We start from the raw sequence: 23,220 nt of genomic DNA on the forward strand, positions 1-23,220 counted from the left end.
AATATACTCATTATATACACTAGGATAAATCCTAGTGTTTAGTGTTTAATTTTTTATGCATCAAAGCTGTAGATTATAATCCCCCAACTACACAAGGATTCATAGTTTTATAATTATCACTGACTATGCAAGTTTTACTTTTTTGAATTAAAGAAGTTTCATCTATTTCTTCAGTTTCTTCTTCTTCATTTAAAGTTTCATTACCTATAGAATTAAAAGTAGAACTTTGTTCAAATGCTAAAGAATCATCAGGTTTATTATCAATTGGTGGTTCTACTGGGTCAATAGGTTTATCAGGTATTTCTATTTCACCACCACCATTATCATCTTTAATAGAAGCTAAAATAGGATAAGGTATTTTAATGGCTGATAATTCTCCTTTAACAACAAAGTGTCCGCTAGATTCATCACTTACTGATATTTTTAAATCTTCAAAGTCTTTAATCAAACGCTCTATAGCTTCAGTTTCATCTCCTACTTTTCCTATTAAATCAAATAACTCATTGCTAATATCTTTAAAAGCTTGATCATCTTTACTTGCTAATCCTTTATTAATTAATTCTACATACTTATTATAAGCTGAAGCTAAATCGTTGAGTTGTTTGTAATAGTTTTCTTCTTTGAAGTCATTGTTGGCTGAGTTGATTTTATCATTTAAATTACTTAGATTTTCTAAATTACTTGCAATTGTTTTATTCTCAAGAGCATTTGAAACTTCAGTTAAAATATTATCTTTAGCCTGTATAGCTTCATTATCTGCAAATTTATCATCACTAGCTTTGTCTAAGCCATTGTCTTGATAAGCTAGTAAAAAGTCTAAGCTTTGAAAAATTTCTTTTTGAGCTATTTCTATTGATGGATTATCTTTATTATTTTTATCAAAGAAATAATCCATAATAAACTTAGTTCTAGCTTCGGCACTATTTTTATCTAAATTTTTATAGGCTTCTAAAATATCTTTCAAATCAGCTATATCAATGGTGTAATATTTATTTTTCAAATCGGATATGATTTCATTGATGATAATATCTTTATAAAGATCATTTTCATCTAAAACAACCTTTTCATTGATGATATCTTCTGTGTTAGGGATATAATCTGTATCTTGTGATGGTTTAGATACTACAACATTATTTGGATAGTTTGGCTCAGATATATTTGGATTAGATGGTTTTTCAATCTCAAAATCTTTTGTAAAAACTAAACATTTCTTACTAGCACCACAATCTATTTCCTTTAAGCCATTTAAAGCTGCTAAAGCTGCTGTTTTAAAATCTATATAACCTTGACTATTATCATCATAAGGATGGAGTTCAATCCATTTATAAAGCTCCCAGTATTTTTGATCTATATTGGCATTAGTTAAGTCATCTTTATGGTAATAAATATAAGTGTTTTCAGTATTCGGAATAAACTGCTCATTTAAATGGCCAAAAAATTTACCACTACTTTCTAAGCCTTCTATAATAGCTCCTTTATCAAAATATATATAGATATTTTTTCCTCCGGTACCAAATCCTGTAAAACCTCCAGCATAAGTTCCTTTGATATGTTTAATATTATTTAAAACTATGTTCTCATAACTACTTTCACTGTGACCAGAAAATCCACCAGAAGAAGATCCTTGGATGTAATTAATATCATTTAAAGAAATGTTACTCATTTTTACTCCTCTATCATATCCAGAAAATCCACCTGCAGAGTTTTTAGCTACAATACTTTTAAAATTATTTAAATAAATATTATTAAATATATTTTGAATTTCTAGAGATCCATTAGATATATATCCGATAAATCCACCCGCTTGATTATTAACTGGATAAGATCCGTTAGCACTAATACTTCCAAAATTATTTAAAACAATATTTTCAAAATTTAAATATCTATTAGCAATCCCTACAAAGCCACCAGCAGATACTATAAGAGCTTTTTTGTCAAATGCTTCTGCATTAATTTCTTTAATATTATTTAACTCTACATTATCTATATCTACATAATCTAAACTCCCTGCAAATCCACCTGCTTGAGCATCCACTCTACCATCTGCTTCTATACGATCAATTCCTTCAATAGAAATATTTTTAAGAAAATTGATGCTAGAACTATCTCCGCTATAATTATTAGTTAATTGCCCTGCAAATCCTCCTGCATAAGCATTTTTAGCCTCACTTGTAATATTTTTTATTCCTTTTAAGGAAATATTGTTTATATTAAAAGTAGATTTATTAACTCCATTATTACTTCCAACAAACCCACCGGAGTAAGCTCTGCTATCACTATTATTTGAGCTTGCTATACTACTGATATTATTAATATTCTCAAGTGAAATTCTTTCAAAGTATCCTTCCTGTAAAATTCCTGCAAATCCACCAGAATAAGCATAAGCATCCTCAAAATTATTAGCACTTACAATATTTCCTATGTTTTTAACTGTGATATCTGAGAATTTTATTTGTTCAATGTTAAAAGAATTCAAGGATCCGATAAATCCACCAGCAAATATACTATTATCAGCACCCTCTGAAGATATATTTTTAATATCACTTATATAAATTTTAGAATATTTTCCACCGAAAGTACCATGCCCAGCAAATCCACCTACACTAACAAAATCTCCAATACCACTAATATCTCCTATATTACTTAAAGATATATTTGAAAACAAAGATGATTGTCCTATTCCAACAAAACCACCAATGTTAACACCATCGCCATTGATATTTTTAATACTTTCTATATTACTTAAAGATATATTTGAAAATGAGGAAGATATCCCTACTCCGACAAAACCTCCAATAGCAACTCCATCAATACCAATATTATTAATATTTCCTATATTATTTAAAGATATATTTGAAAATGAGGAATCATAAGTTATACCAACAAATCCTCCTATCATAGTATGTGCATTATTTTCATGGTTAATATGATTTATATTATTTAAAGATATATTTGAAAATAAGGAATCTCGAGAATATGCAACAAATCCACCAGAATGCACTGCATTGGATAATTTTAAGCCACCACCCATATAATCTACATTGATATTTTTAAAAGTTGCATTTTCTGCAGAACCAAAAATACCTACAGATATTGGCTTATTATCTAATATTGTCGTATCTATATTAATATTCTTTAAAGTAAATCCTTGACCATCAAATGTTTTAGTAAAAACACTATCATATTTATATCCTACTATCATATTAGTAAATTCATTAGCATCTTTTTTACCATCACCATTTAAATCTACCCAATAATTAGCATAGTTTTGACCATTACTTGCTTTAAAATCTATATTGTTAGTCAGTCTATACCCACTAGCTGTGTTTCTAAAATCTTCATTTTCATCCCACCCTTTAGCAAAGTGCCACCAATCTAAGTCAGAGCCTATGCTAATATATTGATTATATGTTTTATCCATATTACCTTTAGTGGTAAATACAATATCATTGTATTTTCTTGCAGGATTATAGTAATAGCCCGTAGCACTTAAATAAGCAATTCCTTTATTTTTTGCTTCTGTAGTTAGGCTGTTAGAATTTATAGTAGAAATATCTACATAAACTTCATTACCTTTTAAATCTATATTATCTGCTGTGATTTGATTGAGTTTTATTTTATTATTTTTATCATCCCAACTAGTATCAGCACTTAACATTACTTTATTACCTTGTAAAGTAATGTTTTTAGCATTAATAGTCCCCATGTTTACTACATTACCACCATTTGGTTTAAACACAGGAGAGAAAGAAGCACCTTGTGCTTTAAATTTATCAAAGTCTTCTGGTTTTAAAGACGAAGTTGAAGCCACAAAGCGATTAGCATTGATAGTTCCTGTTTTAGTAATGATTACCCCATTAGGATTAATTAAAAAGACATTATTACCACCTGCATTTAATATACCTTCTATGGTAGATTTACTTGTCCCATGAGCAATGTTTAGGTAGTTTTGACCACTTTGTCCTTCTCCAAATTTTACTTGAGCATTTTTACCTATACTAAAACCACCACCCCATTGGATAACATGATTACCACCTTGTGTTGTACCATTAACATACATAGTATTACCATCAATGTTTATATTACCTGTAGTCCCATGAGTAAATTTACCCCCACTAGGTAATTGATTTGGATTGATTGCCATTAGTGGAGAAAATAGCATTGATACTGTTATACCTGAGAGTATGATGTGATTTGATAGTTTATGTGTTTTCATAATTAATCCTTTTGGTGCATTGTTTTAATTTAAATTCACTACTATGCTTTTTGCATCTTTACTTACACTTAGAGTGTATTTAGCTTTTTGAACTTTTGCTTTGATGTTTTTATGTAAGCTTTGATTGTTTTTAGTGATAGTTTCTAATAAGCTTTGTAAGTCTTTTTGATTTAAGTGTTTATTATTTGCATCTACAAAGCCTTTTTCACTTTGCATTAAAATAATGCTTTTATTTTTTACATTATTGTTTGTATATACATTAATAGAACTATCTTTAGAAAGATTAATCACTTCTTTAGCATTTAAATAAGCTTTAGTATCATCTTTTAAGATAAAGCTATAATGATCAAAGTTATTAATAGTATTTGCTTTTATATTTGTATTTAATATTAAATGATTATTAGTACCATTTTTATGTGTTAGAACTTTTGATACAAAGTTATTATCTTTTTTAGTTTGTAAAAAACTTCCTGCTAATACTTCTATATTGGTATTGTTAAAAATATTAGTATTACCACTTAGATATAAGGTATTATTATAGCTTTTATCATTTTCACTATATATTCCAGAAGCGCTTATAAATATAGCTTTGTTGTTTTTATACTCATCTATATTTAAATTATTTATATGAGTATAATTATCATGAGTATTCTTAGCTATACCTGCACTAATTATTATTTCCCCTTCTCTTTTATCAGAAGCTGTACCTAGGGCTAAGTTATCAAAGATAAAAGTATTATTAGCGCTTTCATTTTTTGCATTAATAATATATACATTAGAACTAGCTGCACTTGAATAATCTTTAATATTTAAAGTATTATCATTAGCATTTTCATTAGCTCTTAAAATGATTTTAGAACCTTTATCTATATTAGAAGCATTGGATAAAGATTGCACCATATTATATTTTATAGTGTTTTTTTCTAAATTATCAGCTTCTATAATAGCAGTGAGGTTTCTACCTGATTTTACATTATCTAAAACTATACTATTAGCATTAGCACTACTAGCATAATAATCTTTATTATCTAAACTAACCTTACTAACTCCATATAAGTATAAAGGCATAGCAATGTTTGAGTTTTTAATAACAATACTATTATTATTTGCTTTAGAACTTAGAGTTTGTGCTGCTGTGATTTGAATTTTATCTTGATGATTTTCAGTGGTAAGTCCTTTGGTTAAGTCTCCATTGATATTTATACTATTTCTATTAGCTCCTTTAGTAGCTACCCCACCATAAAGATTAAACTCATTTTTACCTGTAAAATTAGAATTGATTTCAAATGGCTTTTTAAGAGTAATATTAATATTATTATCATTAGCTATGCCATTATTAGTTATACCTGCATAAAAGTCTAAGAGTGCTTTTACTTCTATATTGGTATTTAATGCTAATAAGGTTTGTAAGTCTTTTATATCTATGGTGTTTTTATAAGCATTACCTTGTATGATTTTACCCCCATAAACTGCTCCTACTAAAATAGCATTGTATGCTAATGGAGTATTTTTAGTATCCACTCTTAAATCTAGTTTTAAATCATTAATAATTACACTATTATTGCTTACTTCATAGCTTTGATTGTTATTTACATCTACAAAAGCTCCACCTAAGTGAGTAGCAGCTGATGTTGAATAAGCTCCACTTGGACCATGGACTAATAAAGAAGCTCCATCTATAATAACCTTATTATTTTTAGCATTAGCATTATAAGTATAAGCTCCTACTACATGAGTCATTCTCTCATCAAAAATATTATCCCCTAAAGTGCTTTGTTTATAAGGAGTAGTATGAAAGTCTATCTTTACTCCCTTATTTAATATCACAGTATTATTATTAGTATTAGCATCAACCCCAAAAGCACCTAAGATATAAGGAGCACCATTTAAAGGTAAGGTATAGGTGTTTTCAACACCCATATTTACATAGGCATCTTTTAAGAAATTTAAAGTGTTATTGCTTGCTTCACCTTTTCTTGCTATGGCTGGAGTGATTAAAAAATTATATTTATTATCTAAGCCACTAGCTTTAGGATTAATTACTTCTTTATCGGTAGGTTTTAAATAATATACTGAAGATAATTCCCCTGCTTTTAATACTAAGGTATTATTATTTGCTTTTGCATTAAAGGTATAGGCTGAAACTAAAAAAGGTATATAGCTGATTTGATTTAGGGTAGTATTAGCTGAGTTAGAACTATGAAAGCCATTAACTACAAAAATATCTTCTTTAATACTTGGAGTGAGTATGTCTTGTTTAAAATATAAATCATTCATTTTTTCATGAGCTTTGTTTTTAGGATTATCATAGATTAAAGTAATATTTGAAAGGTTTTTATTGCTAGCCATTTGACCATAGAAGTTTTTACCACTTAAGAGTTTATATGTGTCAAGATTATAATCATAAACATCATTATTATTATAATGGTGTTTTTTAATTACATAAGTATTAGAAGCTTTATCATAATTTGCCTGGGTGGCAGCTTCTAAAGAGTTTAGTGAAAGTATAGTGAGTAGGGAAAGTTTTAATAGATTAAAGTTTTTATAGTTTTTTAAAGGGTTTAAAGTGTTTGAGTTAAAACGAAAATTATCGTATCCCCCCCCCCGTGAGGTGATTTTTGGATAAAAATCTTAACATGTAAATCCTTTTTTTTGTATATATTTATAGATACTGCATCAATATTATCTTTATGTTTTTTTAGTATAAATTACAAACAACTTTTCAACAGCAAAGCAATATTAACACTATGTTTATAAATTTAAGCTTAATTATAAACAATAATAAAATATTAGTATAATAAGAAGATATTATAAAAGTTTGAATGTATTGAAAAATAGAAGTTTAAATAAAAAATGTTATAAATTTTTAAAAGAGCTTTTTACTAAAAATATACTTAGCAAACTAGCAATAATTATAAAAATAATATAAATATAAAAATACTCCTTATATACAAAATTAACAATAAAAGGGGTTATAAAACCCAAAATCGCATAAGAAATATTATAAGCAAAAGAAAGACCACTCGATCTTAACTCTGTGGTAAAAATTTGAGTCATAAAAATAGGAGCAAAAGCTATAATACCTTGTGCAAAACAAGCAAGCAAATAAAATAACAAAAACCACTCATTATAAAAGCTAAAACTAATGCCAAAAATTCCAAAAAGTAAAGTGAAAATCAAACAAATTTTAAAATGTCCTAAAAAATCTGCTAAATATCCTTGCGCTAAACTTCCTAGTATGATCATCACTATGGCCAAATTTTGATATAACAAAGCAGTAGTTTTGCTAACTCCTAATAAGCTTTCAAAATATTGTGGCAGTATCATTAAAGTAGCCACCCCACTTGTTAAAACCACAGTAAGTAAAGCGCATATTAACATACTTTTTTTATGTGTTTTTAAAGCCTGCAAAAGTGGGAAATTTAAAATTTTTTCTTTTGCTTTTATATTTTTAAAAGCTGGTGTTTCATTTAATTTCGTGCGTAAAAATAAAGCCAATATACCAAAAAATCCTCCTATAAAAAAAGGAATTCTCCAAGCAAAGCTTTCTACTTCTTCTTTATCAAAATATGCATATATAGTCAAAGTCGCTAAATTTCCAAGCAATAAACCTAAAGTCAAAGTCGCTGAAATAAAACCAAGTGCCAAACCAAGTCTTTTTTTACTCACAAATTCACTCACAAAAATCCAAGCACCACTAACTTCAGCTCCTATGGCTAATCCTTGGGCTATCCTAATAACAAAAAGCATAAAAGTAGCCAAAAGCCCTATGTTTTCATAAGTAGGTAAAAAGGCCAAAACAAAACTTGGTACAACCATTAAAAGCATGCTAATATAAAAAACATTCTTACGCCCTTTTATATCTGCAAAATGCGCTAAAACAACAGCACCAAAAGGTCTGGCTAAATACCCTGCCCCAAAGGCTACATAAGTATAGATTAATGGCCAAAAATCATCATTTTGAGGAAAGAAAATTTTTGCAAAAACACTTGCAAAGAAGATAAATAAAACAAAATCATAAAATTCCAAAATACCACCTAAGGAAGCATAGATGGTATTTTTAAAAGCTTTTTGCATTATTAAATTTTGCCACCTTCGATTACTACATCATCAGCTTTTATATCATCGCTAAAAAATGGCTTTAAAGTTTCATCATAAGCTTTGTGGAAAAATTGTTCATTTTGTAATTTTAAAATCAAATCATTGATAAAATTTAACATAGCTTCGTCACCTTTTTTTACAGCAGGAGCTATAACATCATGATTTCCAAGTTCTTTAATCACTACTTCAAAATTTGGATTTTCTTTAGCCCAAGCAAAAAGCAATGCATTATCATGACTTAACGCATCACCTCTTTTACCAATTAAAGCTGCAAAAGTTTCTGTATTTTGATCAAATTTAATCGTTTTAATATCTGGCATATTTTTTGTAAAATACGCATCAGCTGTTGTGCCTTTATTTAAAATTAAAGTTTTATTTTTTAAATCATCTAAAGTTTCAATATCTGACCCTTTAGGAGCCACCACCCCAAGAGCAACTTTCATATAAGGTAATGCAAAATCAACCACAGCTTCTCTTTCTGGGGTTTTTGTAAAATTTGCTAAGATTAAATCTACTTTATTTGATTCTAAAAATTCTACTCTATTTGCTGCTTCAACAAGTACAAATTGCACTTTAGACTCATCTCCTAAAAGCTCTTTTGCTATGCGTTTAGCAAAATATACATCATAACCTTGATTTTTCCCTTGTGCATCTAGGTAGCCAAATGGAGGTTTATCGCCAAATACACCTATACGGATTACACCTTGCTGTTTGATTTTCTCTATGGAATTTTCATTAGAGCTTGAATTTGAGCATGCACTAAAAAAAAGTGCCATCAAAAATGATAAAAGAAAAAATTTTTTCATGTTTTATCCTTACGATTAAAAATTTAAATTTTTAAACCTTATATTATTTTTTTAAATAAATATTTTAAAAAAATAAAATTAACGATGAAAATCAAACAAATTGAGAAATTTTTTCGCACGATCTGTCTTTGGATTTTCAAAAAATTCATCAGGATTTGAAATTTCTACTATTTTACCATCATCCATAAAAACTATTTTATCAGCAACTGCTCTTGCAAAACCCATTTCATGTGTAACTATAAGCATAGTCATACCATCTTTTGCCAAATTTAAAATCACATCTAAAACTTCACGCACGATTTCAGGATCAAGCGCTGCTGTAACTTCATCAAAAAGCATGATTTCAGGGTTCATACAAAGACTTCTAACTATGGCTATGCGTTGCTTTTGTCCACCGCTTAATTCTTTAGGATAAGCTTTTATTTTATGCAAAAGTCCTACTCTATCAAGCCAGTATTTTGCTTCTTCTAAAACCTCTTCTTTTTTTCTTTTTTGCACCTTTAAAGGTCCTAAAAGTATATTTTGCTCAACATTTAAATGATCAAAAAGCTCATAAGATTGAAACACCATACCTATTTTTTGACGAATTTGAGTCCATTTTTTATAATTTTTATCAATTTTCTCATCATCTACTAAAATAGCTCCATCAGCCATTTCTTCTAGGCCATTAATACATCTTAAAAGTGTAGATTTCCCACAACCACTTGGACCTAGTATAACCACTACTTCTTTTTGATTTACTTCTAAATTAATATCTTTTAAAACATGATGATCATCATAATATTTTTGTAAATTTTGTATTTTTAAAATGCTCATATTAGCTCCATTTTTTCTCTAAAAACTTTGAATATACTGACAAAGGATAACAAAGTATAAAATAAATCAATAAAATCAAACCATAAATCACAAAAGCCGCATAAGAATTTTGAAATAAATTAAGCTCAATCACTTGTTGACCTACTTTAATAAGCTCTATACCACCGATTAGATAAATCACTGAAGTGCTTTTAATAATTCTTGTAAAAAGATTAATACTCATTGGTAATAATCTTCTCAAAGATAAAGGTATAATGATAAAAAGATAAACTTCAAATTTATTAAAACCTAGTGAAAGTCCTGACTCATACTGATGTTTTGGTATACTTGCTAAAGATGATCTAACCAAATCCATCATCTCAAACACACCCCAAATACTAAAAACAATAATACTTGAACCCAAAGCACTCAAATGCCATCCAAACCATTTCGCCAAGCCAAAATGCACTATAAAAAGCCAAACAATCAAAGGCATAATACGCACAAACTCAAGCATAAAACGACAAAAAACATAAAGGAATTTGTTTTTAGAATGCATTAAAATTCCAAAAAATACTCCTCCTATGAGTGAAATCAAAACACTAATCAATGAAAGCTCTAAAGTAACCTTTAAACCTTGCGCTAGTCTAAAAAAGGTATCTTGATTTAAAATTTCAAACATAATTTAACCTTTTTTCTATACGGTTTAACACTAAAGATAAAGGTAAAATCAAGATCAAATAACAAAGCACCAAAGCAAATAATGCTTCGTTACTTTTATAATAAAGCCCTATAAGATCTTTAGCCACATATACTAAATCTGCTAAAGCAATAATGCTTACTACAGAAGTTTCTTTAAGTAAAAAAATGATATTTGCACTAATGCTTGGCATAGCTATACCCAAAGCTTGAGGCATAATAATATAACGGAAATTTTGCCATTTACTCAAACCCAAAGAAAGTCCTGATTCATATTGTTGTTTTTTAACCGCTTCCATACCCGCTCTTAAACTTTCAGCCATATAAGAACCACCTAAAAAACTAAGTCCTATCACAGCACAAGCAAAAGAGCTAAGTTGAATTCCAAATTCAGGTAAAGCATAATATAAAAAGAAAAGTTGGATTAGCAAAGGTGTGTTTCTTGAAAATTCTATATAAATTTTACAAATTGTGTTTAAAAAGGAAAATTTAAAATAACTCACTCCCACACAAAATAAACCTACTAAAAATGAAAAAAACACCCCATAAATAGCAAGTTTTAATGTAAGCCAAGAAGCTTGTATAAACATAGGGCTAAACTTGACTAAAAAATCAAAATCCATGAAACCATCCATACTTTAAAATATAATATTGTAACAAATAAGACTTAAAAAGACTTAATTAAATTTTGCATTTTTTCTTTATTTAAAATTACTATTTTACCTTTATTTGTGCAAATAAGCTCATTTTGTTTTAATTCTTTTAAAAAACGCGACAAAGATTCTGGGGGTAAATTTAAAATCACAGCGATTTCTTTTTGTTTTAAATTTTGTAGTTTTTCTTCATTTTCTAGTAAAAAGCTGACTAATCTTGACTTTAAATCCAAAGATTTTTGTCTGATAAAATTTTCTAAAATTCGAATTTTACCGATTAAAGAAGTCAAAAGTAAAAAACTAAATTCTCCGTTTTCTAAGCATAATTTTTTAAATTCATTAAAATCAAAAACACAAATTTCACAATCTTGCTCACAAATTGCATTGGCTGGGTAATCAATACCCTCAAACACAGGCATTTCAGCTATAAAATTTACCGGAGTTAGAGTGTGTAGTGTTAGCTCAAAACCTTTTGCATTTACCTTATATATACGCACTTTTCCACTTAGTAAAATGTAAATTTTATTTGCTTTTTCACCTTGAAAAAATAAAATATTTCCTTTCTTAAAATACTTCTTTTCGCCCTTTGAAATCAAAATTTCAAAATGTTTATCCATTTTCTTTTTCCATATTTTTAATACTTTCTTTTGCTTTTAAAACCAGCTCTTCATCATCTGCAAAATCAAAAAATTTAAAGTGATTTCCATGTTGCACTCTACCATCTAGCAAATCCCCACTTAACCTGTTTTTTAAATCAAGCTCAGCTATTTTAAACCCATCTAAAGTTTTAGCAAATTCAAGCAAACGACTTGGAATTTCTTTTTGCTTAGTATATAAATAACAAAAGCTCTCAAGCCCTACTCTACCTACCCTACCTCGAAGCTGATGTAAGGTAGCAAGCCCAAGTCTTTCAGCCCCAACAACTACAATCACGCTTAGTCTTGGTAAAGAAATTCCCACTTCAACCACCGTTGTAGAAAGTAAAATCGTGCCTTTTTCTCTAAATTCTTGCAAAATTTGATCTTTATTTTTATCTTTTCCATGAGTCACATAAACATTTTTGTATTTGTTTATCCAATACCCTTGTGCTTGTTCTAGCGATAAATAATCTATATTTTCACTTTCATTTACCAAAGGATAAATGATGATTACTTGATGATTTTTAGCTAGTTCATCATCGATTTTTTTAAGCAAATATTTAAAATCTTTATCTTGTATGCAAAAAGTTTTAATGTCTTTTTTAAAAGGCATTTGTTTAATAAAACTAAAATTTACAAGCTCACTTTGTATCATAGAAAGTGTTCTTGGTATAGGTGTAGCAGAAAATTGCACGATATGTGGAGCATATTGAGAGTTTTTACTAAGCTCACTTATTTTTTGTCTTTGATTAGAGCCAAAGCGATGTTGCTCATCTATCATCACTAAAACTGCTTCAAATTCTTCTTGATGAATGAGCGCATGTGTACCTATGATAAAATGGGCTTGTTCTTTTAATTTTGCTAAATCTTTATCTTTTTTACCACCCTTTAAAAGCAATACATTAACAAAATCAGGCAAAAATCTTTTTGCTTCATGATAAATTTGCTCTGCTAATATACTAGTTGGAGCCATTAAAATAGCCTTTTTAGGATATACTAGCAAACTTGCAGCAAGTATGACCAAAGTCTTACCACAACCCACATCACCCATTACCACACGCCTTTTAGCGACTTTATTTTGCAAATCTTTTTTAATATCTTCTATTGCTAAAAGCTGATCATTTGTAGGGCTAAATTCTAAACCTTTAAGCCAAGAGCTTATATCAAAAAGTTCTATTTCATAAGCATTTTGTGATATTTTTTTACCCTTTAAACGCCTTAAATGATTAAAAATTTCTATATATTTTAAATCTTTAACTATGGCATTAAAATTTTTATAAAGAATTAAATCATCATAATTGTGTAAATTCAAAAGTAAATTGATATATTTTTGTTCTAAATTTAGCGCTTTTAAATTAGCTTCATTGACATATTTTAAAATAAGCTTTTTGATGCTTTCATCTTTAATAGAGCTAATTTGGTATTTAGGGATTATTTGACCTATGTTTTTTACTATTTTTGGGTTTATAAACTGCCAAATTCCATTAAAAAAATTCATCTTTGCATGGATACAAACCAAAGCATTATGTTTAAAAATTTTAAAATGCCACTTATTAGGATGAAAGATCACTATATTTGCTTTTATACCCCATTCTAAACACTCACAAAGCATAAAAAGCTGGGAGTGATGATTTTGTGTGCTAATAATTTTTACATTTTGAGTGCAAAATGTATCTTTTGGAAACTTTGAAATTCTAAAATCATCAAATTTTTTAGGTAAAATCAAAGCCAAATCGATACAATTTTTAACCCCTAAAGCATGAAGTAGTTTTAAGTCCTTTTCTTCAACTTTCATTTTCTATGCTTGCAAAACTCACTTTGGTAATTTCACTATGTGCTTTGATAAAGTCATTTAACTCATCTAAATTAGTGTTTTTAATCTTTTGCATTTCTTCTTTTAAATTTCCAAGTTTTAAACCATGCAAATATTCATTTAGCATTATATCTAGTCTTTTAGCCAAGTTTTCATACCTTAAAGGCATAGAGCCTACTAAAAATTGTTTAGCTAGTTGAAATTCTTTTTCATTGACTCCATTTTGGACAAAGTTTTCAAAAACTTCCTTAACTAAAGCTTTAGCCTCATTGGAACTTTCATTTTTAGTTTGCAAATACCCAAAAACTCTACTATAATTTAAATTTACATCAAGCATAGCATATGCTGAATACGCCAAGCCTCTTTTTACACGCACTTCTTCCATCAAACGCGAACCAAAACCACCTTGACCTAAAATAAACAAAGCAAGTTTAGCTAAATACATTTTCTCATCATTAATTTGTATATTAAATGGAGAGCAAAAATATATATAAGCTTGCTCGGTGCTTTTTTGCTCACTTACTTCTATACTCTCATCAACGAGCTTGTAGCTTTTGTTTTGATTTGGGGCATTTCTTTTTAAAATTTGGCAAATTTTTTCTGTTTTAACCTTCACTTCATCTTCTTTAATATCTCCACCAAAAACAAATAAAACATTATCAAGTACTAAATTTTCACTCATAAAATCTTGCAATTCTTTTAAACTTATCTTTTCTATGCTTTCTTTAGTCCCATCAAGACCACTAGCAAAAATTTCATCTTTGAAAACATTCTTATTCAAAAGTCTTTTTGCTTGATAATCATAATCAGTATTTAAACTTGCAAGCTCACCTAAAGCTAAAGTTTTTAATCTTTGTAAGATTTTTTCTTCAAAACGCACATTTAAAAACAATTCTTGTAATTTTTCTAAAGCAAAATCAAAATGTTCTTTCAAGCATTTAATACTAATTTGAAAATGTTCAAAACTAGCCTTAGCATAAAGCTCTATAGCACGGTATTCTAAGCTTTTAAAGAACTCATCATTACTTCCTTCATTTAAAAGCCTAGCAAGCATACTTGCACAACCTCTATTGTGTTTTTCTGCTATTTTTCCACTATTTTTAAAAATGAGCTTAAAAAATACTACAGGAAGCTCATTTTCATACTCATATATTATGTCTATTTTAGTTTCATTAAAGTCTAAATTTAACATTAAAACCTTTCTAAAATATTATAAGCTGTATCGCGTTTGGCAGGTAATTCCCCTATATCTTTAATAAGTTCTATCATTTGTTCTTGATTCATTCTATATTTTGCACCAGCTGCGGCTACAACATTTTCTTCCATCATAGTTGAACCTAAATCATTTGCACCAAATTTTAAAGCAAGTTGGCCTATTAAAGAGCCTTGTGTTACCCATGAACTTTGTAAATTTTTAAAATTATCTAAATATAATCTTGCCAAAGCTAGTAATCTTAAATACCTATTAGAGCTTTGCTTGATGATTTCAGGGTGTTTTTTAATCAAAGGGGTATTTTCACTTTGAAACGACCATAAAATAAAAGCTCTAAAGCCATTTGTTTTATCTTGTAGATTTCTTAAATGATCAAAATGTTCGATGATTTCCTCATCATTTTCAACTGTACCAAACATCATTGTAGCAGTACTTTTCATACCTATATTATGCGCACTCTCATGCACCCTAAGCCAAGTAGCTGTGTCACATTTGTGTGGCGCTATAATATCTCTCACCCTATCGCTTAATACTTCAGCACCCGCTCCAGGTATAGAAAAAAGTCCTTTGACTTGTAATCTTTTTAAAACCTCTTCTATAGAAATTTTAGAAACTCTTGCTATATAAGCTATCTCTACTGCTGAAAAACCATGCACGGTAATAGTTGGATAATTAGTTTTTATATAAGAAAGCAAATCTTCATACCATTCTATTTTAAGTTTTGGATGTACCCCGCCTTGAAATAAAATTTGCGTTCCACCTATGGCTTGTAATTCTTCTATTTTTTGCCCTATTTCTTCATATTTTAAAATATAAGAATCATCATCTTTTTCTTTTCTACAAAAAGCACAAAAATCACAATCAATACAGCAAATATTTGTATAATTTATATTTCTATCTACCACAAAAGTAGTTATTTTTTCAGGATGAAGCTCTAATTTTCTCTCATAAGCCATTGCACCTAGTTCATATAAAGGTGCATTTTGGAGCAAATTTAACGCTTCTTTTTTACTTAATCTACTCATTCTTAAACCTTTTTTGTAAAAAGGATTATTATAACATTTAAATGTAAAATAATCTTAAAGACGATATAATCAAGCCCTTTAATTTCATATATTCATAGGATACTCATGACTTATAGGTCTTTACTTAAAAATAATAAAACTTTTCGCCTTTTAGCAATAGTACAATTTATAAGTTATTTTGGTGCGTGGTTTTCTCAAGTAGGTGTTTTTACCCTTTTAACCAAAGAACTCGGTGCACCTGCTAATATCATAGGTTTTTCAGCTATTTTTGTTTTTTTACCTTCTATTATACTTGCACCTATAAATGGGGTTATAGTAGATAGATTTAAACCTAAGAATTTATTACTTACAATGATTAGTATTGAAATGATTTCTATTTTTATGTTAATTTTTGTAAATTCTTTAGCCATGCTTTGGTTGTTATACTTTTTAACCTTTGTTCGTATGGCGGTTGCAAGTATGTATTTTCAAACAGAAATGTCAGTTTTACCTAAAATTTTAACCCCACAAGAATTAAAACTAGGCAATGAGCTTCATAGTATCATATGGGCTGTATCATATGCTTTGGGTATGGGTGCAGCAGGGCTTTTTATAGATCTTTTTGGAGTAAAGCCAGCCTTTATAGCTGATACTTTAATGCTATTTTGTGCTATGCTTATACTTAAAACTTTGATTTTACCTAATGAAAAAAATACCACACAAAATAATCTTTTTATATTAATCAAAGAAGGCTTAGTTTATGTATTTAATAATAAAAAAATCATTCATTTGATTTTACTTCATGGGGTTGTAGGGATAACTGCTTATGATGTTTTAATCACTCTTTTAGCAGAATATGAATACGCAAAAGTTATTTCCATACCTCTAGCCATAGGGCTTTCTAATGCCATAAGAGCCATATCTTTACTTATAGGCCCTTATGTGCTTAGTCCTTATATTAATAAAAACACTTTGGTATATTTATACTTAGCGCAAGGTGTAGGTATAATGCTTTGGGCTTGCTTGCAATTTAACTTTTATCTTGCTTTTGTAGGCTTGGTAATGGCTGGTTTTTGCACTTCATCTTTATGGAGCTATACCTATACACTTTTGCAAAATGATTGCGACAAAAGATACTATGGCAGAGTGATTGCCTACAATGATATGGTATATTTAACCTTTAGTGCAATTATTGCTTTTTCAACAGGATATTTATTTGAATTTTATGGAATAAAACTAAGTCATTTTACTTTTGGCTTAGGAGTATGTTTTATCTTTGCAGCAATTTATTGGTGGTGGTTTAATAAAAAATATAATTAATCCACCTTAGAATAATAAACTCCACCTGCTGAAAAGTTTTTTTCAAAATAAGCTGTTTCAGGCACAAGATCTGACTTTCCTGGGTAAATTCTACCTTCTTTATTCAATATCCTATAAAAACGCTCCATAAGTCTTATTTTAAAATCTTGATCAAAATATATCATCATATTTCTTGAAAAAATCACATCAAATTTTCCAAATTTAAATAAAGAATCATCAAAGACATTACAAAGATCAAAACGGCATCTGCAAGCTAGGGTTTCTTTTTTAAGATGATACATTCTATCTTTTACATCAAAATAACGCGTTTTTTGCATAGTGTTTAATCTAGATACTGAACGCTCTGAATAAATCATTTCATTACATTTATCTATCATTTTTTTATTAATATCTATACCAACTATATTCATACCTTTAACAAAATTCTCACTTGCTAAAATAGCTAAAGAATACACTTCTTCGCCGCTTGAACATGGAGCACAAAGCACATTTACAGGGCGATCAAGAGATTTTATATAAAAAATCACATCTTTTAATTGCTCTAATTCTCTAAAAAAATAAGTCTCACAAACTGTAATAAAATCCATAGTTTCTTGTTTTAAATTTCTTTGAAACTGCACTTTTTCATTTAATTCACTAAGACTGCTCAAGCCTAATTCTTGTAAAAATTTAGGAAGTTTAATAGATAATATATCCTTTTTCGCATTTAAGTTATTTCCACTTATTTGCTCTACGATTTTTACAAAATCATTCATTTCATTTTCTGTAATCTTTATCATCTTTTTTTGTCCTACGATTTGATGAAATTTGTTATTTCTTTTTTGAGTTCTATTAAACTCATAGGTTTTAAATTTGGATTAGTATCTCTAGCTTTTTTTGGCATACCATATACTATAGAATCTGCCTCATTTTCGCACAAACACCTTACTCCTGCTTTATAAAGTTCAAACAAAGACTTAGCACCATCATCGCCCATTCCTGTCATAATCAAAGCTAAAATTTTATGATATTTGCAAAGATTAACAGCAGAATTAAATAGCACATCAATCCCTGGATTAAAACTACTAGTTTCATCTGTAGTATTTAATGTTAAGGTATTGTTGCCACTTAAAATCATATTTCTTTGACAAATATAAATTTTATTTTTCAAAACTTCCTTATCACTTGGTATAATCACCTCGCTTAATGCTTCTTTGTTAAATTGATTTACAAAAGAAGGAATAAACGCAGGATTCATATGCTGAGCAATCACTACTGCACAATCTTTCAATTCTACATCATTTAGTAAAAACTTTAGTTGGCTTGGGCCACCTGTTGAAGAACCAATTAGTATAAGCTTCATTTTTTACCTTAAATAATTATTGTTATTATATCAAATAAATATTTGAAAACATAAAAAAATAATTATATATAAGAAAGAAAAATTTTAATTAAATATGATAAAATTAATACTTTAAAATTTCAAAAATGATAAAGTGAATGTTAAATGTTAAGAGAAAAAATTTATATTGCAAGTGATCATGCTGGTTTTATTTTAAAGCAAGAAATTACTAAATTTTTACAAGAAAAAAATATTACTTTTGAAGACTTAGGTCCTTTTAGTGAGGATCGTTGTGATTATCCTGATTATGCACATTTATTAAGCTCTAAAATAAACGAAAAAAGTTTTGGAATTTTAGTGTGCGGATCAGGAATTGGTATGAGTATAGCAGCAAATCGTCATAAAAATATACGCTGTGCTTTATGTAATGAATCTTTAAGCGCTAAACTTTCAAGAGAACATAATGATGCAAATGTTTTAGCACTAGGAGCTAGATTAATAGGGGTTGATATGGCTTTTGAAATTATCTCAAATTTTATCAACACTTCTTTTAGCGGCGGAAGACATTGCGCAAGAATTAGCAAAATAGAGGAAAGATTATGATCTTAAGTTGGCTTGTATTAACTGTATTAATTTGTATTAGTATTTATATGACTATTATGCTACTTTATTATAAAACCCTGCTTCATAAAGAAAAAGTGGCAAAAGAATTTATAAAAAACAACCTTGATGATACTGAAATTGTTATTAGAAAACTACAAGTACAACTTCAAAGAAGTTTGGGTAATATTGATATTTTAACTGAAGAATTAAACAAAAGCAAAGCAGACTTAACCTCTCTTAGAACAAGAAATTCACAATATCGTATTGAAAATGAAAAACTAAGACAAAGAATCAAAGAATTAGAAGCAAAAATAGAGGCATTATTATGATAAAAGAGCAAGATAAAAAATATTTACTAGATAGCATTAGAGCTATTAAAGATTTTCCAAAAGAAGGGATTGTTTTTAGAGATATTACTACTTTATTAAACAACAAAGAAGCATTTGCGTTTTTAATGGATCATTTAGTTGAAAAATATCAAAACGCAAAGCTTGATTATATCGTTGGTATAGAAAGTAGAGGTTTTATTTTTGGAGCTGCCTTGAGCGCTAGATTAAGACTTCCTTTTGTGCCCATAAGAAAACCTGGAAAGCTACCTTCAAAATGCTTACAAGAATCTTATAGTTTAGAATATGGCAGTGATACTATAGAAATTCATATCGATGCTTTTAATAATCAAAAAGCAAATGTTTTACTTATAGATGATCTTATCGCTACAGGTGGCACAGCTATCGCTGCTGTAAAACTTATAGAAAAACTCAATGCAAAATGTGTTGAAGCTTGTTTTTTACTAGAGTTAAAAGATCTAGATGGTGCTAAAGAATTAGCTAAATTAACTTCTGTTTATAGTGTTTTAGAGGTATAAAATGGAAGAATTTTTAAAACAACTTTTGTATGATTATAAAAATTGGGCTTATATTATTGTGTTTTTATGGTGCATACTTGAAGGAGAACTTGCACTTATTTTAGCAGGTATTTTTGCACATGAAGGCCATGTAAATTTAGGACTTATTATTTTTATAGCAGGCTTAGGTGGCTTTGTAGGCGATCAAATATACTTTTATATAGGAAGATATAACAAAAAATACATTCAGAAAAAACTTCGCACCCAAAGGCGTAAATTTGCCATAGCACATTTACTTTTACAGCGTTTTGGTTGGCCTATTATCTTCATACAAAGATATATGTATGGTTTTAGAACTATTATACCTATGAGTATAGGATTAACTCGCTATAGTGCTAAAAAATTTGCTTTTATCAATCTTATTAGTGCGTGGGCTTGGGCTGCTATAACTATTTTACTTGCATGGTTTTTTGGAAAAGAAATTTGGCTTGCAGTAGAATGGGCTGGAAATCATTGGTATTTTGCAGTGCCAATTATTGCTGGCTTTTTATTAGCTTTATTTTTAGGAATGAAACAAATAGAAAAATCAATACTTACAAGAAGGACTCGCAAATGACTTTTAATTTTATAGAAGAAAATATCGGCTCTATAAATGCTGATTTTGAAATCATTTTAATACAAGATAAAAAAATAGAACAATACACTCAAAGTCAAGAACTTTTCAAGCTTTCAAGCTATAAAGGTGAAGGAATTTGCATAGATATGCAAAATAAAATTCTTTACAGTGAACTTAAAAGCTTAGAATATGAAGATATAAGGCTTGCTTTTGCAAATGCATACAAAGCTTTAAAAAAACTTGAAATTCAAAGCGTAAAAACAAAAAGTGTCATAGGAAAATGTGTAGTAAATAGCTTTAATGCTATGATTCAAGGATTTACTTTTGGTGCTTATGAATTTAACAAATACAAAAAAGAAAAAACACCAAGCAAATTAGAAAATATCTTCATTGCAAAAGATGAAATCAATGACAAAACATACAACCTAGAAGAAGCTTGCATAGGTATAAACTATGGTCAAATTTTTTCAAATGCTTGTGATTTTGCAAAAAATATCGTTAATGAAATCCCACAAATTTACACTCCTGCCAAAATGGCCGAAGATGCGCTTGAACTGAGCCAAAATAATTCTAATATTTCATGTAAAATTTATGAAAGCGATTTCTTAGAGCAAGAAAAAATGCAAGCATTTTTAGCAGTAAATCGTGCTTCAATTCATCCTCCAAAACTCATTCATCTTTCTTATAAACCACAAAATCCAAAAATGAAAGTAGTGTTTGTAGGTAAAGGGCTAACTTATGATAGTGGTGGACTTAGTTTAAAACCTGCTGATTACATGCTAACGATGAAATCAGATAAAAGCGGCGGTGCGGCTGCAATGGCTATTATTAAAGGTGCAAGCGAGTTAAACCTTGATATAGAAGTTCATTCTATCATCGGCGCAACTGAAAACATGATAGGCGGAAATGCTTACAAGCCTGATGATGTGCTTATTTCAAGAGAAGGTGTGAGTATAGAGGTTAGAAATACCGACGCAGAAGGAAGATTAGTTTTAGCAGATTGTCTTTCGCTTGCTCAAGATCTAAAACCTGATTTATTAATAGATCTTGCTACTTTAACTGGAGCTTGCGTAGTAGGACTTGGAGAATACACAAGTGCCATTATGGGAAATAATGAAGATTTGCAAAATGAATTTTATAAAATAAGTAAAAAAAGTGGAGATTTAGCTACTATTTTACATTTTAATCCGCACTTAAAAGAGCTTATAAAATCAAACATAGCAGATGTTAGTAATACCTCTTCAAGTCGTTATGGCGGGGCCATTACTGCGGGATTATTTTTAAATTCTTTCATTAGAGAAGAATACAAAGACAAATGGCTACATTTAGACATTGCAGGACCAGCTTATTTAGAAAAAGCTTGGGGTTATCACTGTTTTGGTGCAACCGGAGCAGGTGTTAGAATGTGCCTTTCATATTTACTTTATCTTTCAAGGAAACAAAAATGAGTTTATCAGTTGGTATAGTAGGACTTCCAAATGTTGGAAAATCTACCACTTTTAACGCTCTAACAAGAGCACAAAATGCTGAAAGTGCAAACTATCCATTTTGCACCATAGAACCAAACAAAGCAGTGGTACCTGTGCCTGATCATCGCTTAAAAGAACTAGCAAAAATTGTTAATCCACAAAAAATTATACGCTCAAATATAGAATTTGTTGATATAGCAGGCTTAGTAGCAGGAGCTAGCAAAGGCGAGGGCTTGGGTAATAAATTTTTATCTAACATACGCGAAACAGAGATGATTTTACATATTGTGCGTTGTTTTGATGATGAAAATATCACCCATGTTGCGGGCAGTGTTGATCCTGTGCGTGATGTACAAATCATAGAAACAGAACTTATACTAGCAGATATAGAACAACTTAGCAAAAAAATAGAAAAACTCACTAAAGGTGCAAAGGCCAATGAAAAAGGTGCAAAAGAAAGTTTAGCTTTAGCTAATGAACTTTTAGAGCATTTAAATCAAAATAATAGCGCAAGTTCTTTTGCTAATAAAAATGAAATCTATCATGCTCTTATAAAAGAACTAAGATTGCTTTCAGCTAAAGAAGTGATATATGGAGCAAATGTAGATGAGAATTCGCTTTTAGAAGATAATGAATTTGTAAAAGATCTTAAAGAATTTGCAGCAAAATCAGGCCATGAAGTAATCAAACTTTGCTCTAAAATAGAAGAAGAAATGATAGCTTTAAGCGATGAAGAAAATTATGAATTTTTAAAATCTTTAGGTATAGAAAGTAGCGGGCTTGAAGTAGTTATACGCACAGCATTTTCAAAGCTAAACTTGATTAGCTATTTTACAGCAGGTCAAGTAGAAGTTAGATCATGGACTATACAAAGAGGTTGGAAAGCACCAAAAGCAGCAAGCGTGATCCATAATGACTTTGAAAAAGGTTTTATCAAAGCTGAAGTAATTTCTTATGAGGATTATATCGCTTGCAAAGGCGAAAGTGGTGCTAAAGAAGCAGGAAAACTACGCCTTGAAGGGAAAGATTATATCGTACAAGATGGCGATGTAATGCATTTTAGATTTAATGTTTAATTTCAATTGCAAGCTAAAACAGCTTGCAATCTC

General features: G+C 29.2%; 20 protein-coding genes. 7 read left to right on the forward strand and 13 right to left on the reverse strand.

Annotated features, from left to right (window positions below):
* Nucleotides 1-73: 73 nt before the first annotated feature.
* The 11 genes from E2O22_RS01760 to E2O22_RS01810 form a co-directional block, all read right to left on the reverse strand.
* Nucleotides 74-4,216 carry a two-partner secretion domain-containing protein gene (locus E2O22_RS01760; RefSeq protein ID WP_133318950.1) on the reverse strand — a complete coding sequence of 1,381 codons (4,143 nt, stop codon included), beginning with the start codon at nucleotides 4,214-4,216 and terminating at the stop codon, nucleotides 74-76.
* 24 nt (nucleotides 4,217-4,240) lie between these two features.
* A complete protein-coding gene (locus E2O22_RS01765; RefSeq protein ID WP_133318951.1) occupies nucleotides 4,241-6,565 on the reverse strand; it encodes a hypothetical protein in 2,325 nt (774 codons plus the stop codon).
* Between the two features lie 507 nt (nucleotides 6,566-7,072).
* Complete coding sequence (locus tag E2O22_RS01770; protein ID WP_133318952.1) at nucleotides 7,073-8,293, reverse strand: MFS transporter; 1,221 nt, start codon at nucleotides 8,291-8,293, stop codon at nucleotides 7,073-7,075.
* Nucleotides 8,294-8,295: 2 nt separating this feature from the next.
* Nucleotides 8,296-9,123, reverse strand: coding sequence for a cysteine ABC transporter substrate-binding protein (locus E2O22_RS01775; protein WP_133318953.1), 828 nt, complete (start codon nucleotides 9,121-9,123; stop codon nucleotides 8,296-8,298).
* A 78-nt stretch (nucleotides 9,124-9,201) separates the two neighbouring features.
* Entirely contained in the window at nucleotides 9,202-9,939 is a 738-nt protein-coding gene (locus E2O22_RS01780; RefSeq protein WP_133318954.1) for an amino acid ABC transporter ATP-binding protein, read from the reverse strand.
* Between the two features lies 1 nt (nucleotide 9,940).
* Nucleotides 9,941-10,600, reverse strand: a complete 660-nt coding sequence (locus E2O22_RS01785; protein ID WP_133318955.1) for an amino acid ABC transporter permease — start codon at nucleotides 10,598-10,600, stop codon at nucleotides 9,941-9,943.
* Complete coding sequence (locus E2O22_RS01790) at nucleotides 10,593-11,240, reverse strand: amino acid ABC transporter permease (RefSeq protein ID WP_133318956.1); 648 nt, start codon at nucleotides 11,238-11,240, stop codon at nucleotides 10,593-10,595. Before E2O22_RS01790 ends, E2O22_RS01785 begins: the two co-directional genes overlap by 8 nt.
* A 44-nt stretch (nucleotides 11,241-11,284) precedes the next feature.
* The gene (locus tag E2O22_RS01795) at nucleotides 11,285-11,887 is read right to left on the reverse strand and encodes a Crp/Fnr family transcriptional regulator (protein WP_133318957.1); all 603 of its coding nucleotides are present in this window, start codon (nucleotides 11,885-11,887) and stop codon (nucleotides 11,285-11,287) included.
* Nucleotides 11,880-13,703: an ATP-dependent DNA helicase RecG gene (gene recG / locus E2O22_RS01800; protein ID WP_133318958.1), complete on the reverse strand. Its 1,824-nt coding sequence runs from the start codon at nucleotides 13,701-13,703 to the stop codon at nucleotides 11,880-11,882. Before recG ends, E2O22_RS01795 begins: the two co-directional genes overlap by 8 nt.
* The gene (locus tag E2O22_RS01805; protein WP_133318959.1) at nucleotides 13,693-14,913 is read right to left on the reverse strand and encodes a M16 family metallopeptidase; all 1,221 of its coding nucleotides are present in this window, start codon (nucleotides 14,911-14,913) and stop codon (nucleotides 13,693-13,695) included. Before E2O22_RS01805 ends, recG begins: the two co-directional genes overlap by 11 nt.
* Nucleotides 14,913-15,959 carry a dehypoxanthine futalosine cyclase gene (locus tag E2O22_RS01810; protein WP_133318960.1) on the reverse strand — a complete coding sequence of 349 codons (1,047 nt, stop codon included), beginning with the start codon at nucleotides 15,957-15,959 and terminating at the stop codon, nucleotides 14,913-14,915. The genes E2O22_RS01805 and E2O22_RS01810 overlap by 1 nt, the downstream gene beginning before the upstream one ends.
* A 105-nt stretch (nucleotides 15,960-16,064) precedes the next feature.
* On the opposite strand from E2O22_RS01810, the gene E2O22_RS01815 reads away from it, so the two are divergent.
* The gene (locus E2O22_RS01815; protein ID WP_133318961.1) at nucleotides 16,065-17,258 is read left to right on the forward strand and encodes an MFS transporter; all 1,194 of its coding nucleotides are present in this window, start codon (nucleotides 16,065-16,067) and stop codon (nucleotides 17,256-17,258) included.
* Here E2O22_RS01815 and E2O22_RS01820 read toward each other — a convergent pair.
* Complete coding sequence (locus E2O22_RS01820; RefSeq protein ID WP_133318962.1) at nucleotides 17,255-18,037, reverse strand: CheR family methyltransferase; 783 nt, start codon at nucleotides 18,035-18,037, stop codon at nucleotides 17,255-17,257. The genes E2O22_RS01815 and E2O22_RS01820 overlap by 4 nt on opposite strands.
* Nucleotides 18,038-18,048: 11 nt before the next feature.
* On the reverse strand, nucleotides 18,049-18,600 hold the full coding sequence (locus E2O22_RS01825; protein ID WP_133318963.1) for a CheB methylesterase domain-containing protein: 552 nt from the start codon (nucleotides 18,598-18,600) through the stop codon (nucleotides 18,049-18,051).
* A 144-nt stretch (nucleotides 18,601-18,744) separates the two neighbouring features.
* Here E2O22_RS01825 and rpiB point away from each other — a divergent pair, with 144 nt between their 5' ends.
* The 6 genes from rpiB to ychF are packed head-to-tail and all read left to right on the forward strand — an operon-like array spanning nucleotide 18,745 to nucleotide 23,187.
* Nucleotides 18,745-19,182, forward strand: coding sequence for a ribose 5-phosphate isomerase B (gene rpiB / locus E2O22_RS01830; RefSeq protein ID WP_133318964.1), 438 nt, complete (start codon nucleotides 18,745-18,747; stop codon nucleotides 19,180-19,182).
* Nucleotides 19,179-19,511 (forward strand): hypothetical protein, encoded by a 333-nt coding sequence (locus E2O22_RS01835; RefSeq protein ID WP_133318965.1) that lies wholly within the window; start codon nucleotides 19,179-19,181, stop codon nucleotides 19,509-19,511. Before rpiB ends, E2O22_RS01835 begins: the two co-directional genes overlap by 4 nt.
* Complete coding sequence (apt, locus tag E2O22_RS01840) at nucleotides 19,508-20,047, forward strand: adenine phosphoribosyltransferase (RefSeq protein WP_133318966.1); 540 nt, start codon at nucleotides 19,508-19,510, stop codon at nucleotides 20,045-20,047. The genes E2O22_RS01835 and apt overlap by 4 nt, the downstream gene beginning before the upstream one ends.
* 1 nt (nucleotide 20,048) lies before the next feature.
* The gene (locus E2O22_RS01845; RefSeq protein WP_133318967.1) at nucleotides 20,049-20,642 is read left to right on the forward strand and encodes a DedA family protein; all 594 of its coding nucleotides are present in this window, start codon (nucleotides 20,049-20,051) and stop codon (nucleotides 20,640-20,642) included.
* Nucleotides 20,639-22,090 (forward strand): leucyl aminopeptidase, encoded by a 1,452-nt coding sequence (locus E2O22_RS01850; protein WP_133318968.1) that lies wholly within the window; start codon nucleotides 20,639-20,641, stop codon nucleotides 22,088-22,090. The genes E2O22_RS01845 and E2O22_RS01850 overlap by 4 nt, the downstream gene beginning before the upstream one ends.
* Nucleotides 22,087-23,187, forward strand: coding sequence for a redox-regulated ATPase YchF (gene ychF, locus E2O22_RS01855; protein ID WP_133318969.1), 1,101 nt, complete (start codon nucleotides 22,087-22,089; stop codon nucleotides 23,185-23,187). The genes E2O22_RS01850 and ychF overlap by 4 nt, the downstream gene beginning before the upstream one ends.
* Nucleotides 23,188-23,220: the final 33 nt, after the last annotated feature.

Origin of the sequence: Campylobacter lari (genome assembly GCF_004357905.1) — a bacterium.
GTDB classification, from domain to species: domain Bacteria; phylum Campylobacterota; class Campylobacteria; order Campylobacterales; family Campylobacteraceae; genus Campylobacter_D; species Campylobacter_D lari_D.

Bases quoted from the DNA above. Each gene is read 5' to 3' on its own strand.
- recG (WP_133318958.1), bottom strand. From the start codon at position 13,703: ATGAAAGTTGAAGAAAAGGACTTAAAACTACTTCATGCTTTAGGGGTT.
- E2O22_RS01835 (WP_133318965.1), top strand. From the start codon at position 19,179: ATGATCTTAAGTTGGCTTGTATTAACTGTATTAATTTGTATTAGTATT.
- ychF (WP_133318969.1), top strand. From the start codon at position 22,087: ATGAGTTTATCAGTTGGTATAGTAGGACTTCCAAATGTTGGAAAATCT.
- apt (WP_133318966.1), top strand. From the start codon at position 19,508: ATGATAAAAGAGCAAGATAAAAAATATTTACTAGATAGCATTAGAGCT.
- E2O22_RS01785 (WP_133318955.1), bottom strand. From the start codon at position 10,600: ATGTTTGAAATTTTAAATCAAGATACCTTTTTTAGACTAGCGCAAGGT.
- E2O22_RS01795 (WP_133318957.1), bottom strand. From the start codon at position 11,887: ATGGATAAACATTTTGAAATTTTGATTTCAAAGGGCGAAAAGAAGTAT.
- E2O22_RS01825 (WP_133318963.1), bottom strand. From the start codon at position 18,600: ATGAAGCTTATACTAATTGGTTCTTCAACAGGTGGCCCAAGCCAACTA.
- E2O22_RS01810 (WP_133318960.1), bottom strand. From the start codon at position 15,959: ATGAGTAGATTAAGTAAAAAAGAAGCGTTAAATTTGCTCCAAAATGCA.
- E2O22_RS01770 (WP_133318952.1), bottom strand. From the start codon at position 8,293: ATGCAAAAAGCTTTTAAAAATACCATCTATGCTTCCTTAGGTGGTATT.
- E2O22_RS01775 (WP_133318953.1), bottom strand. From the start codon at position 9,123: ATGAAAAAATTTTTTCTTTTATCATTTTTGATGGCACTTTTTTTTAGT.
- E2O22_RS01815 (WP_133318961.1), top strand. From the start codon at position 16,065: ATGACTTATAGGTCTTTACTTAAAAATAATAAAACTTTTCGCCTTTTA.
- E2O22_RS01845 (WP_133318967.1), top strand. From the start codon at position 20,049: ATGGAAGAATTTTTAAAACAACTTTTGTATGATTATAAAAATTGGGCT.
- E2O22_RS01765 (WP_133318951.1), bottom strand. From the start codon at position 6,565: ATGGCTAGCAATAAAAACCTTTCAAATATTACTTTAATCTATGATAAT.
- E2O22_RS01850 (WP_133318968.1), top strand. From the start codon at position 20,639: ATGACTTTTAATTTTATAGAAGAAAATATCGGCTCTATAAATGCTGAT.
- E2O22_RS01760 (WP_133318950.1), bottom strand. From the start codon at position 4,216: ATGAAAACACATAAACTATCAAATCACATCATACTCTCAGGTATAACA.
- E2O22_RS01820 (WP_133318962.1), bottom strand. From the start codon at position 18,037: ATGATAAAGATTACAGAAAATGAAATGAATGATTTTGTAAAAATCGTA.
- rpiB (WP_133318964.1), top strand. From the start codon at position 18,745: ATGTTAAGAGAAAAAATTTATATTGCAAGTGATCATGCTGGTTTTATT.
- E2O22_RS01790 (WP_133318956.1), bottom strand. From the start codon at position 11,240: ATGGATTTTGATTTTTTAGTCAAGTTTAGCCCTATGTTTATACAAGCT.
- E2O22_RS01780 (WP_133318954.1), bottom strand. From the start codon at position 9,939: ATGAGCATTTTAAAAATACAAAATTTACAAAAATATTATGATGATCAT.
- E2O22_RS01805 (WP_133318959.1), bottom strand. From the start codon at position 14,913: ATGTTAAATTTAGACTTTAATGAAACTAAAATAGACATAATATATGAG.